The organism is Sphingomonas sp. 7/4-4, assembly GCF_027941955.1.
Taxonomy (GTDB): domain Bacteria; phylum Pseudomonadota; class Alphaproteobacteria; order Sphingomonadales; family Sphingomonadaceae; genus Sphingomonas.
Genome location: NZ_CP115960.1, coordinates 2975099 through 2987500, shown reverse-complemented (window position 1 = coordinate 2987500; position 12402 = coordinate 2975099). Strand labels below are relative to the sequence as shown.

At 63.0% G+C, this 12402-nt stretch carries 10 protein-coding genes, 1 tRNA gene and 2 rRNA genes (1 of these 13 running past the window's edge); 10 read left to right on the top strand and 3 right to left on the bottom strand.

Annotation, left to right across the window (positions count from 1 at the left end; all coding sequences use genetic code 11):
- The 8 genes from PIB19_RS15050 to PIB19_RS15015 all read left to right on the top strand — a co-directional run.
- Positions 1-1326, top strand: a 23S ribosomal RNA gene (locus tag PIB19_RS15050) (it extends 1468 nt beyond the left edge of the window).
- A 162-nt stretch (positions 1327-1488) separates the two neighbouring features.
- Positions 1489-1603 (top strand): 5S ribosomal RNA (gene rrf / locus PIB19_RS15045).
- Positions 1604-1784: 181 nt separating this feature from the next.
- Positions 1785-1861 (top strand) — tRNA-Met (locus PIB19_RS15040).
- A gap of 185 nt (positions 1862-2046) precedes the next feature.
- Complete coding sequence (locus tag PIB19_RS15035; protein ID WP_271238018.1) at positions 2047-2229, top strand: Arm DNA-binding domain-containing protein; 183 nt, start codon at positions 2047-2049, stop codon at positions 2227-2229.
- Positions 2230-2311: 82 nt separating this feature from the next.
- The gene (locus tag PIB19_RS15030) at positions 2312-3271 is read left to right on the top strand and encodes a tyrosine-type recombinase/integrase (RefSeq protein ID WP_271238017.1); all 960 of its coding nucleotides are present in this window, start codon (positions 2312-2314) and stop codon (positions 3269-3271) included.
- A 234-nt stretch (positions 3272-3505) separates the two neighbouring features.
- Positions 3506-4084 (top strand): glycosyl hydrolase family 28-related protein, encoded by a 579-nt coding sequence (locus tag PIB19_RS15025; RefSeq protein ID WP_271238016.1) that lies wholly within the window; start codon positions 3506-3508, stop codon positions 4082-4084.
- Complete coding sequence (locus PIB19_RS15020) at positions 4078-4593, top strand: right-handed parallel beta-helix repeat-containing protein (protein WP_271238015.1); 516 nt, start codon at positions 4078-4080, stop codon at positions 4591-4593. Before PIB19_RS15025 ends, PIB19_RS15020 begins: the two co-directional genes overlap by 7 nt.
- Positions 4548-5117: a hypothetical protein gene (locus PIB19_RS15015; protein ID WP_271238014.1), complete on the top strand. Its 570-nt coding sequence runs from the start codon at positions 4548-4550 to the stop codon at positions 5115-5117. Before PIB19_RS15020 ends, PIB19_RS15015 begins: the two co-directional genes overlap by 46 nt.
- Positions 5118-5501: 384 nt before the next feature.
- Here PIB19_RS15015 and PIB19_RS15010 read toward each other — a convergent pair whose 3' ends face one another.
- The 3 genes from PIB19_RS15010 to PIB19_RS15000 form a co-directional block, all read right to left on the bottom strand.
- Positions 5502-6173, bottom strand: coding sequence for a hypothetical protein (locus PIB19_RS15010; RefSeq protein ID WP_271238013.1), 672 nt, complete (start codon positions 6171-6173; stop codon positions 5502-5504).
- Between the two features lie 68 nt (positions 6174-6241).
- The gene (locus PIB19_RS15005; protein WP_271238012.1) at positions 6242-6784 is read right to left on the bottom strand and encodes a hypothetical protein; all 543 of its coding nucleotides are present in this window, start codon (positions 6782-6784) and stop codon (positions 6242-6244) included.
- A 1066-nt stretch (positions 6785-7850) separates the two neighbouring features.
- The gene (locus PIB19_RS15000; RefSeq protein ID WP_271241003.1) at positions 7851-9035 is read right to left on the bottom strand and encodes an alpha/beta fold hydrolase; all 1185 of its coding nucleotides are present in this window, start codon (positions 9033-9035) and stop codon (positions 7851-7853) included.
- A 614-nt stretch (positions 9036-9649) separates the two neighbouring features.
- Here PIB19_RS15000 and PIB19_RS14995 point away from each other — a divergent pair.
- Positions 9650-10855, top strand: a complete 1206-nt coding sequence (locus PIB19_RS14995) for a LytR/AlgR family response regulator transcription factor (RefSeq protein WP_271238011.1) — start codon at positions 9650-9652, stop codon at positions 10853-10855.
- 167 nt (positions 10856-11022) lie between these two features.
- A complete protein-coding gene (locus tag PIB19_RS14990; RefSeq protein WP_271238010.1) occupies positions 11023-12402 on the top strand; it encodes a serine hydrolase domain-containing protein in 1380 nt (459 codons plus the stop codon).

The window sequence follows — 12402 nt, the reverse complement described above, 5'->3', positions numbered from 1 at the left end:
TACGATCTTATCGGATTGATCGTGCTTCGAAGAGGTCCCGGGAAATAGCCCCACCGTATAGACCGTACCCGAAACCGACACAGGTGGTCAGGTAGAGTATACCAAGGCGCTTGAGAGAAGTGTCCTGAAGGAACTCGGCAAATTGCCTCCGTACCTTCGGAAGAAGGAGGCCCTCACTGAGCGCAAGCTTTTTGAGGGGGCACAGGCCAGGGGGTAGCGACTGTTTAGCAAAAACACAGGGCTCTGCTAAGTCGGCTTCAAGACGACGTATAGGGTCTGACGCCTGCCCGGTGCCTGAAGGTTAAGTGGAGGGGTGCAAGCTCCGAAATGAAGCCCAGGTAAACGGCGGCCGTAACTATAACGGTCCTAAGGTAGCGAAATTCCTTGTCGGGTAAGTTCCGACCTGCACGAATGGCGTAACGACTTCCCCACTGTCTCCAGGACATGCTCAGCGAAATTGAATTCTCCGTGAAGATGCGGAGTACCCGCGGTTAGACGGAAAGACCCCGTGCACCTTTACTGCAGCTTCAGAGTGGCATTAGGAAGAAACTGTGTAGAATAGGTGGGAGGCTTTGAAGCATGGGCGCCAGCCCGTGTGGAGCCACAATGTGAAATACCACCCTGTTTGTTTCTGATGTCTAACCACGCACCGTCATCCGGTGCTGGGACCCTCTGTGGCGGGTAGTTTGACTGGGGCGGTCGCCTCCTAAAGAGTAACGGAGGCGCGCGAAGGTTGGCTCAGGACGGTTGGAAACCGTCTGTTAGAGTGCAATGGCATAAGCCAGCCTGACTGCGAGACTGACAAGTCGAGCAGAGACGAAAGTCGGTCATAGTGATCCGGTGGTCCCTCGTGGAAGGGCCATCGCTCAACGGATAAAAGGTACGCCGGGGATAACAGGCTGATAACCCCCAAGAGCTCATATCGACGGGGTTGTTTGGCACCTCGATGTCGGCTCATCACATCCTGGGGCTGGAGCAGGTCCCAAGGGTTTGGCTGTTCGCCAATTAAAGTGGTACGTGAGCTGGGTTCAGAACGTCGCGAGACAGTTTGGTCCCTATCTGCCGTGGGCGTCGAAATTTGAGAGGAGTTGACCCTAGTACGAGAGGACCGGGTTGAACATACCTCTGGTGTACCAGTCGTTCTGCCAAGAGCGCAGCTGGGTAGCTATGTATGGACGGGATAACCGCTGAAAGCATCTAAGCGGGAAGCCTCCCTCGAGATAAGATTTCTTAGGACGGTCGGAGACCACGACCTTGATAGACTGGATGTGGAAGTGCGGTAACGCATGGAGCTAACCAGTACTAATTGTCCTATTCGCGCTTGAGAGTTCCACCATCAATGACAATTCTGGGTACCACCCGGTGTTGCAAATGGTCGGATGATCATCGCAGCTATATTCGAACACATGTGCACGGTATCGATTTGAACCCCAAGATTTGCGCCCAAAAGGGCAGCCTCACCGGCTGCCCGTCGCACGGGCTCCATTGCCTGGTGGCTATGGCGTCTGTGAACCACCCGATCCCATCCCGAACTCGGCCGTGAAACCAGACAGCGCCGATGGTACTATCGCTCAAGCGATGGAAGAGTAGGTCGTCGCCAGGCATTGCAGCCCGTGCGAAACGCAAATCCAAGGTTCCCCACAGGAAAAACCCATTCACTTTCTTTGTTGGCCTCAGGCGCCGGCAGCCGCATCCGCGGCTTTGGCTTTCGCGCCAATAAGGCGCGGCGGCCGGTCGGCCTTGCGGAGGCTTCGCCTCCGTCCCTGATCCCAACACCATGGTGGCGCGGGATGGAGCAGCCCGGTAGCTCGTCAGGCTCATAACCTGAAGGTCGTAGGTTCAAATCCTACTCCCGCAACCAAGGTCGCAATAATCAAACCGTCCCGGAACATCCTGGGGCGGTTTTTTTGTGCCTTTTTCTGTAGCTTAAGCCGAGTCGCGAGGATCCAGAGCGTCTCGCCGGATGCCGCCGGATGCCACTGCGTCGATTTGCATTTGGGGGTATTTTCTGGGGTAATCCCGCAGACACCTGCGGAGTACCCCCAAATGGCTCTCAAGGAACTCGAAGCCCGTTACGCAACGAAACGCGCGAAGGACTACAAGCTTGCAGACGGAGGCGGCCTCTATCTCCTGATTCGCCCCAACGGCTCAAAGCTGTGGCGTTTCAAGTACCGCTTCGACGGCAAGCTGCTCTCGCCTTGGCCGCTATCCCGATCTAAGCCTCGCTGAGGCGCGGCTGCGCCGCGCTGAGGCAAAGGTCGCGCTGGCGAAGGGGATAGATCCTGGCGCGAAGGAGACCGCGGCGCCGGCGATGACGTTCGAAGAGGCTGCCCGTGCGTGGCACAAGAACCGGCTTGAAGCACTCGATGGCGGGCACGCCAGCCGGCTGCTCACCAGACTTGAGCGCGACGCCTTTCCGGCGCTCGGCGCGCGGGACCTGCGCTCCGTGACCAGCGGCGATGTGCTCGCCATGGTGCGCTCCGTGGAGGCGCGCGGGGCGCTCGACGTCAGTCGACGCCTCAAGCAGCATGTCAGCCAGATCTATCGCTTCGCTATCCCGCAGGGGTGGGCCGATCAGGATCCCGCCGCGTATCTGAGTGATCTGCTGAAGCCGAAGCCACGGACGCGCCATATGGCGCGGGTAGGGCTCAACGAGCTTCCGGCGCTTGTGCGCGCGATCGATCGCTATGACGGCGAGGAGACGCCGCGGCGGCGCGCCGTCACCCGGGCCGCGCTGCTCTTCACACTGCTGACATGGGCACGAACCAATGAGACCCGGCTCGCGCGGTGGGCGGAGTTTGAGGAATTCGACGGCGCCGAGCCGCTCTGGCGCGAGCCCGCCGGCCGCATGAAGATGGAGCGCGAGCACCTGGTGCCCCTTGCACCGCAGGTGGTGGCGCTGCTTGCCGAAGTGCGCGCATATTCCAGTGGCGGCTACGTCTTTGGCGGCGACAAGCCTGGTCAGCCCATCTCCCAGAACACCATGATCTACGCCTGTTATCGCATGGGCTATCGCGGCCGGCAGACCGTTCACGGCTTTCGCGGGCTAGCCTCCACATGGGCGAACGAGGCCGAGTGCTATCGATCCGACTGGATCGAGACGGCGCTCGCCCACGCCGATCGCGATGATGTCCGCAGCACGTATAACAGCGCGCTCTATCTCACGCCGCGGCGGCGAATGCTCGAGGACTGGGCTGAGGTGGTAGCCGGCATGATCGATGGCACCATGAACATCGGATCGGATGTCGACATGGCGCCGGCTATGGCGTGATTGGGCCGAAAGCTGAAGGTCCGGTTTCTATCGATATTTGCGAAGGGCGGACGTTAGAAGCCGAGGGAAGGCAGGCCGCTACTGGCTCTGGGGATCAGCCTCACCAAGAGGCGCACCCTATAGGGCTTTGGCCGCGAGCCGTGGCGGCGTCTTGGCGCTTGCAATGTTGGAATGTTCTTTCTTTGTTCCGACGGTGAGTCGCGGGTAGGCCGCGATTCTTCAAAGGAGACGATCATGGCGGTAGCCTCTCTAACGGCGCTGAAGGCGCTCAGCACAACCGAAGGGGCAACTGTTTTGACCGAGGCGGGCCGGCAAGGCCTGTTTATCTGGACGGAAGGTGATTATTCTGGCCCGCCGAAGGGGCCCGCCGACGACATCAACATCGTTAAGCAGGACGATACCGCTCTGACTGTCGGCGCCTGGGTACGTCAGCAGGCAGACGCCATCAGCTTCAAACTTGACGCGATCGGGTCAACGAGGCGGCCGACTTCCACGAAGCTTGGCGATGTGGTGTCGGTGTATGACTTCGGCGCCATCGGCGACGGCGAAGAAGACGATACGGCAGCGTTTCAAGCCGCGATCGATGCGGTGAATGCCCGCGGCGGTGGATCAGTCTACATTCCCCGTGGCGACTATCGGATCAGCGATACGTTGAGGCTCTATTCGAATATCGAGCTCGTCGGCGCGGGCTCCGCCTCGGTCATTCACTGGATCAAAATATACCCCGACAGCGATACCCGCAAAGGCTTCATAAAGGGGGCGGCGTGCAGGGTGCGCCGCTGGAAAGGATCAAGCTGCGGAACTTCATGCTGATGGGCAACGCCACGTTCACGGGATCCGTGCCGTCCGTCGTCAATGGACAGGCCATCTTCCTCGAGTGGTGCAACAAGTGTGAAATCACGGGCGTCGAAGTTTCGGGTTTTTCGGACGGCGGGATCTTCTTCTTCAATGGCAACGATAACCTGATCGCCAACTGCTACGTGCGGTTCGTTTCACAGGGGCTTGGCTTCCTCGCCGGGAATGCAGATTGTCGGGGTAACGTCGCCGATGGCAATCGGATCACCGATATTCGACACTATAACGGCCTTCACGCTGAAGGCGGCTTTGGCGGCGGGGCGAACAGCGGCAAGCTGTTCGGCACTGTCTTCGTCGGCAACACGATCGCCCGCTGCCGCGAGAACGGCATCAACATCGAGCTAGCCCCGGAACCGCCTGCATCGGCAATACGACAGAGAGCACAGGCGAAGCGCAGTCACCGATCAACCAGGCCCTTAAGGTGTTCGGCTCACCTGGCAGCTCGATCACCGGCAATGTCTTCGTAAACGGCTGGGGCGCGGCAATTTACATCGGCGCGAACTCGGGTCGCTGTATCATCGGTAACAATTCCACGATCGGTAACGGCGTGTCGCTACGGATCGATGACGGCAACGGTACTCAGACATCGTTCGATGTTCGCCTCGGGACAAACAGCTTCACGGAGGGGGCCGAAGGAAAAGGAATCGTCGAGTTTGCCGGCAACGTCAGCGTCGCGCCTCAGGTCTTCTATGCGTCGGATGGTGTGGGCGCGACCTTGACGCCGCAGGCCGGCCTTGCTGCCCATATCCTGTTCACTAATACCGCCGGCGTGCCTGTCTTCTATTTGGGACAGGAGGAGGGACCGGATGGGCCCAACCTAATAATCTATCGCGCTGGGCAAGCGCAGAATTCGCTCGTCGTTCGCGCAAACGGCGATGTGAGCATCTTCCGACGTACATTCGCCGACAATGCCGCTGCCCTTGCAGGAGGCGTTGGGGTGGGCGGTGATTACAAGACAGCGACAAGCGAAGTCCGCACCGTAGTCGTCTGACCTCGAACGCTTGATCTGAAGAGAGGCCGGCGGGGAGTGCGACCCCGCCGGCCAAGGCGGTTGATGAAATTGGCCCGGTTCATCTCACCCGGTCGTGCGAGGTGCCTTGGGCGCTTGGCGAGGGTCATCTGGACTTCCTCGCCCTCTCCGGCACCGGTCATGTCAAGGATTTCGAACCGACTTGGTCGAAGGCAATACCCGAATGAACGTCCCCTTTTGAGCGGAGTGGAAAACGACAGCAGTGACCGCATCTGGGCGCATAGCTGTCGTCCTCAGTCCTCGATCGTATTCAGGCGGTGTGGCCCACACATACCTTAGTAAGCAACCAGCCGCGGCAGCGTCGGGCAGAGGACGAAATTGAACCGCGTGCGAGCGTGACGGGCGCTACGGTGAAGGAACGAGGGTCTTCCAGCGCGCATCAAGCCTGGCCCGGGCGTTCTCAGGGGTGGCCCGTGAGACGAAAGAGAGGCCGCGCAGGGTAACGTTGTGTCCGCTGAGCAGGCGACCGGTCACGGTGTAGCCAACGTCGTAGAGCGCCACATCCTCATGTGGAACGCCATCGGCGAGAAAACGCGTAATTATCACCACGGGTAGCCGCTCGTCGCCACGGCTGTCGTCCGGCAGGTGCGCCGCCTCGCGCGCTTTGATGAGGGCGCTCTCGAACCATTTCGCTTCGATGCGAGGCTCTCCGGTGGTTTCCACCGGCACCACTTTCAGTGCGCCGGGAAGCAGGATCTTCTGGCTCTGGACGGACTGTCCGGCGGAAGCGGGTTGGAGTGTGAGCTCTCGCTTTCCGCTGTCTCCGGCGACGAGCACCAGCGTCGCTGCCTTGGCCGATGTCTGCCTGGCTTCCGCGCTCTTCGCTGCCTTGCTCTCGCTCCGCTCGCTCCAGCCGTTCCAAAGAGTCAGAGCCGAGATCGTGACGGCGATCACCGCCAGTACTTCGCCCAGCGTGATCCAGCGGCGCCGGATCGCCGCTGCTTCTACCGCGCGCTCCTCGGCACGCGTGCCGGATTTCGCCTGTTCGGACTGCTCGCCGGGAGTATCTTCGCTCACAGCGCCGTTCCATCACCTGCGGAGGGAGCGGTCAAGCGGCGTACGCGGCGATCGGTCGCGCGCGACATCTATTTCTCTGCTCGCCTGAACTGCATCGTGCCTTCGGGCCGAAGCAGTGTCAGCGTGTCGCCCTGGATCTCGCCCTGCACACCGGTCAGATCTGCGACCCCGAAGTCGTTCGGGGTGAGGGTGAAGTTTGCGACCGTGCCGGCTTTGGCATCGAGCGGGAGCCGGTCGGACCTCAGGCGATAGGACGGCATGCTGAAGGTGACGAAGCGTGGCGTTCGCCGCTCTTCGACTGGCAGCGTCCAGGGTTCGCCGGCCGCATAGGACTGGAGCGGTTCGCCGGCGTCGAACTCGAGCAGGAGATCCACGCCCGGGATGTCGCGGCCATTGGGCGCCACAATCCGAAGTGCGAAGGGCCGGCTGGGTGCCGCTTCTATTTTTGCTGGCGTGATAACGGGCGCGATCGGCCGGGGGTCGCTGGTCAGTTCGATGCGATTGCCCGAGGCTTTCCAGCGTCCCCGCGCGCGCTCATCGAGGGAACCAACGGTGAGGCCGTAGAGGAATGTGCCGTCAGGATTGAGGCGGATACCGGCGACGAGTTCCATCTGCGAGTGGACATATTCGCCGACGAGCGAAGAGGGGAGGTCGCGCTGGCCGCGGCCGCCGCCTCTTGTGCATGACAAGGCTGAACGAGGCAGAGCAGGGCGGCGCCTGCGGCACCGTACACCTGAATTGCGCGACCCAATGTGCGGTGCTCCAACTTCACCTTCCTTGCCAACAGGGTGCGAGATAGCAGCGCGGGCTGCAGGACTGTCAAACGGGTAGAGGCGAGACACTTCGGCGCGGCCATACTCGTTTACGGGCGTTCCGCAGCTTCCCGATCGTCGCTGCGTTGGATATCGGGGTTCTCAAACCAGCCGCGAACCCCGGGCTCGTGCCATCCGGCATCCGGTGTGCTGATCTTGATGTCCCTCGGGGAAAGTGCCGGCTTCCAAATTTCGGTAGAGCGTCGAGCGGCACGGTGGTGCGATCCCGGCGCCGGGATCATGTGCGGTGCTGATCTTCGACCTTGTAGAACATCGGATTCTTGAGCCACTCGGCGAGAGATGCCCGCGACGCACTCGTTATCGTGAAGAGCGGCGGGAAAGCCGGCAAAATCGCAAAGCGACTCACGGCCTGATCAAAGACAGCTTTAACTGCCCACGCGCAAACGTCCGCTGGTGAGGCGCCTACCGACGTTCCGGAGGTGCGATCCAGACGGGCAGCTATTACGGCCCACGGCTCCCGTGAGCCGTCGTCGGCGCAAGCTAGTACTCTGGTCGCCTGATCTACAACGCTACAGACCAGCCAATGATCGGGCGGGCCTTTCAGCTCTGGTTCGGAGGGTGCCGATACTTGCCGGATGCACGATCGGAGCTATGGCAAGATAAAAGCGCAGCCGTCGGCAGGGGCGCATATGGTTGTGAAATTTAGGAGATTAGCGCCGTCGCTCACGACGCGCTGCCGTCGCTTGCGCCGGAAAATCGAGCAAATTGAAACATCGAAGCGATGGCAGCATAGCTCTTGGATCGAAGTGGTCCCGAGCGGCAGCAATGCGCCCAGTTGCGGTCTTTCGACTGCCATCACGCACTTCCTGAAAGCGGTCCTCCCTCCTCCTCGCCGAACGCTCGATCACGCCAACCGGAATTTCGGCGGCGGCAGTGCCAGCCGGGTGTCGGCCACAGCCTCGCCGCCGAAGAACCGCACCAGCAGGACCTGCACGTCGGGATGGGCCTCGAAGACGTTGTGACCGGCGTTCTCAACGATCACTCGGGACTTGCGCTGGAACTGGGCCGCGACTTCATCTTGCTCGGCCAGCACGGTGCGGCCGTCCAGCGAACCGGCGATCAGCAGGGTGTGATGATCGATGCGGATCGGCGCTCGGAAGCGTTCGCCGAGATCGACGCCTGGGATCGCGCCCAGCAATTGCGGCATCGGAAAGTTCAGCGTCTCGCCCAACACCGCGGTCCGCGCTTCCCGACGCACCAAGGCCAGCCGACGCGGAGAAATCCCGGACGCTAGATCCATCGCCTCGGGCATGCCTCTCAGGTTCAGGAAGTCGGCCATATCGCCCAGGAACGGTGCCAGCCCGGCGGTCTTGCCGGCGTCGAGCGCGAGATACAGGCCCGGCAGCATGGCCAGGGTCTGTGGATTGGCAATCAGCCCGCCAGCCAGCATCTGGACGCCGAAGCCGCCCATTCGGATCTTGGCCGGCGTGCCGTTCAGGGTTACCGCCGTAACGGCCGGCTGCGCCTCCAACCGGCTGTGCACGCGGCGCATCAGGGTGAGCAAATCGGGTATGGCCGCACGCGCGGCGGGGTCCGCGTCCAACAGGGTGTCGACCTGACGAAGATAGGCGTCGGTGCGCGCCGGCCGCTTCACGGTCTGATCCTGACCCTCGAGGCTTGACAGGGCCACGTGGTTCACTCTGTCGCCGTGTCGCTTGAGCACGCTGAGCGCGAGGTGCGAGCCGTAGCTGGTGCCCCACAGGTCGATCTTCTCCGCGCCGAGATGACGCCGGAGATCCTCCACGTCGTCCGCGCTCTGTTCGGTGTTGTAGCCGGCCATCGCCACGCCGGCCTTCGTCCAGTCGGCCCAGGCGCTCTGGAGTTCGGCGCGGTACCAGGACGTCAGCCCGGCCTCGTTGAATACTGGCAGCGGGCGTCCCGAGGCCGGCCGCTCCGGAATGGTACTGGACAGGCCTGTGCCCCGTTGGTCGAAGGCGATGACGTCGGCCACCGCGCGCAAGGCCATGAAGATCGGAAAGCGCGGTCCGGTCGCCGCGCCCGTTCCTTCACCGCCCGGTCCACCGGCCAGATAGACGATCGGCGGACCGGGTCTGGCCGACGTCGAGGGAAACGGACATAGCCCAGCCGGATTCTCCGCGAGCCGGGATCGCGGCGATCTTCCGGGACCTCGAAATAGCCCCGTTCGGCGTCGGTCTCCGCGCCGCGCCAGCCCTTGAAGCGGATCGGGCCAGCCTGCGACGGAGAGGCCGTCTGCGTGGAGGCCCGGGCGAGTGCCAGGGCAGGAAAGGCGAGGGCGGCGGCAGCGAGCACGGCACGGCGATTGAGCGATATCTGGGTCATGCCGACGACAGAGCTGCTCACGATGCTGTCATCCACCCCGCTTCGGTCAATGGCGGTGGGTCATCGGCGAATGGCGGTGCATCTCGGCGAGTGGCGCCCTAGAGCGGCGCGCATGTGGCGAATCCTGATCCTCACCGTTCTACTGACAAGTCTCGCGATCCCGGCCCGAGCCCAGGATTTGCCGTGGCAGGCCTGTCATGGCGTGGTCGGACCGGATGGTCCGGTGCTGAGCGACTGTCGCCCGATCGAGGATTTCGTAGATCCACAGGGGCGCGAGCTCTGGATCCGTTCCACGATCAGCTCCCCGGCGACATCCGCCCGCGCGCCCTTTATGTGGCGGGCGTGGCCTCGTCCGAAGCTTGGCTCAACGGCCAGCGCTTGGGCATCAACGGTCGCCCCGGCGCCACCGCGCGGGAAGAGGTTCCCGGGCAGTACCAGGCTACCTTTCCGATCCGCGAGGCCATCTGGCAACCCGGTGGTAACCTGCTGGTACGGCACCTGTCATCCTTCCACGGTGGCCTGCGTCTCGATCGCCCGATGGGCGCGATAATCGTGTTACCCTATCCCTATCCGCAGCGCGCCGCGCTGTTGGCCATCACCTTCGTAGCGGCCGGCGCCCTGCTGGCGGCGGCGTTCGGCTTCGGCGTCATCCACGCCATGCGTCGCACGGGATCCAGCCTGATCCTGGCCGCGATCGCCGGGGTCGCGGCGCTGCAGGCCGTTGTCGAGAGCTTGCGGCCGCTGTTCGACTATTCCTATCCTCTGCACGCATGGCGGATGAGCGCCATCTGGGTGCTGGCGGCTGCCTTCGCGATCCTGCTGGTGACCTATGTTACCATCCGGTTCCTGCCTAAGGCGCGTGCCCTGATGATCGGCGTTGCCCTGGCCGTCGTCGGAGCAACCGTTCTGTTGCCCGGCTTCGACGTGAAGACGGTATGGGCACTGATCGGCGGGGTGGCGCTCGCCGTGGTGCCGGCTGCGGCTGGCGCACGCGGTAAACAGCCCGGCGCGCGGCTGACCTTGGGCTATCTGGCGCTGTTCCTCGCGCTAGCCCTCGGCTTCCCCGAATGGCTGGCCGATTTCTCCTACTTCCTCCTTGCCGCCGGCCTGGTGCTGCCGCTGCTGATGGGAGAGGTGGTTCGGCTGGGCCGCGACGACCGTGGCCGCGAGGCCGCCCTGACGCGCGCCGCCAGCCGCCCCGACCGGCTGACCGTGGCGTCGGCGCGCGGCGTCGAGCTGGTGCCGATCGCGGAGATCCTCGCCGTCGTTGGGGCCGACGACTATGTCGAGCTGCGGCTGGTCGGCGGCCGCAGCCTGCTGCACACCGCCCGTTTGGACGGTCTGGCAACTCAACTGCCGGCAAGCTTCCTGCGGGTCCATCGGTCAGTGATCGCAAACCTGTCGCAGGTCCAGCGCCTGGAGCGGGACGGCGACCGCTGGCGGCTGCACCTGAGTGAGGGCGCGCCCCTGCCAGTCAGCCGCTCCCGCCAGCCTGCCCTGCGCGAGGCGCTGGACAGCCCGCCCCTCGCGTCGGCGGTGGCGGTTTAGCTGACGATCGCGCTGCGCACCGAGCTGTTCCTGGCCGCTCAACGCCCGTGAGGTAGCTTATTGCCGTCGTTCACCGCTCGCATGGGCCGTTCACCGATCCGCTGTTGGGCTGCCGTCCGGACTGGGCTTCAGCGGTGCCGAATCAATCGGAGAGTCCAATGCGTTCCATGCGCTTCGTTACCATCGCGGCCCTGACCTGCGTTCCCTTGAGTGTGGCTTGGGGCGCGGCTGTCGAAAACAGGAGTCTTCCATTCGCGGCGATCCCACAGAATCGGCCCGCAATCGACCTGGATGCAGAATTGGCGTCGATCGCTCCTACGGGACCTGGCTGCGTGGTGGGCTTAAAAATCGCGGGGGCGGCGCCTGTCACGCGCGCTCACGGGCTGGCCGATCTCGAGCACCTCGTACCGCTCACCGTGGATAGCGTGCTCGAGACGGGATCGCTCGCCAAACAGTTCACGGCTGCCGCCATGCTATTGCTGGTTCAGGACGGCAAACTGGCACTCGACGACGATATCAGACGCTACCTGCCGGAGATGCCGGACTACGGCATTCCGATTACGATCCGCCATTTGCTCACCCACACCAGCGGACTGCGCGAGCAATGGAGCCTGCTCGCTCTGACCGGCAACGGCCCCGGAAGTCAGGTGCATACGCAGGGCACGATCCTCGACCTCGCCTCGCGTCAGGAGGGTCTGAACTTCGCGCCCGGTGCGGAATTCCTTTACACCAACACCAATTACGCGCTGGCCGCGATCATCATCGAGCGTGTGAGCGGCATGAGCCTGCAACGCTTCACCGAACAGCGCCTGTTCCAGCCGCTCGGAATGGGTAACAGCCGATGGCGGGAGGACTTCCGCACGGTCGTGCCGGGGCGGGCAATGGCCTACGCTTCGACCGGCGATGGCTTCATCGCCAACATGCCCTTCACCAACGTCTATGGAAATGGCGGGCTACTCACCACGATCGGGGACTTGCTGCGCTGGAACGCGTTCCTCGACCATCCCTCGGATCTACACGACGGCGAGGCTCTGGTGGCGGCCCTGCAAAAGCCGGGTAAACTACGCAATGGCACAGCTCTCGAATACTCCCTGGGCCTCGAGGTCACCCGTGCGCATGGATTGCGCCTGATCTCGCACAGCGGCTCGACCGCAGGCTACAAGGCTTGGCTGGGCCGTTATCCGGACAAGGGCATCTCGGTCGCGGTGCTCTGCAACAATGGCGGTGTCGATCCGGTAGACCTCGGCGAGAAGGTCGCCGAGCATGCCCTCAACGGAAGCGGTTACATCGAGGGCGGGCCCGCAAGCCCAGCCGCCCGGAAGAGTGCGCCGCTGACTGGTATGACCGGCACAGAACTGACGCCGTACCAAGGATTGTTTCGGAACCCCGTCACCGGCGAACTGGTGAAAGTAGAAGTCGTCGACCAGCAGCTGACCTTTCAGCAAGGATCGGCGCAGGTGCTAGCCCAATTGGGGGAGAGCGCTTCCAGCGCGCGGACGGGAGTATCGTGCGGTTTGTCCGGGCCAAGGGAAAGGCCGTCGAACTAA

Excerpts from the sequence above, each read along its gene's own strand:
- PIB19_RS15035 (WP_271238018.1), top strand. The coding sequence starts at position 2,047 with ATGGCTCTCAAGGAACTCGAAGCCCGTTACGCAACGAAACGCGCGAAG.
- PIB19_RS15030 (WP_271238017.1), top strand. The coding sequence starts at position 2,312 with ATGACGTTCGAAGAGGCTGCCCGTGCGTGGCACAAGAACCGGCTTGAA.
- PIB19_RS15025 (WP_271238016.1), top strand. The coding sequence starts at position 3,506 with ATGGCGGTAGCCTCTCTAACGGCGCTGAAGGCGCTCAGCACAACCGAA.
- PIB19_RS15020 (WP_271238015.1), top strand. The coding sequence starts at position 4,078 with ATGCTGATGGGCAACGCCACGTTCACGGGATCCGTGCCGTCCGTCGTC.
- PIB19_RS15005 (WP_271238012.1), bottom strand. The coding sequence starts at position 6,784 with ATGGAACTCGTCGCCGGTATCCGCCTCAATCCTGACGGCACATTCCTC.
- PIB19_RS14990 (WP_271238010.1), top strand. The coding sequence starts at position 11,023 with ATGCGCTTCGTTACCATCGCGGCCCTGACCTGCGTTCCCTTGAGTGTG.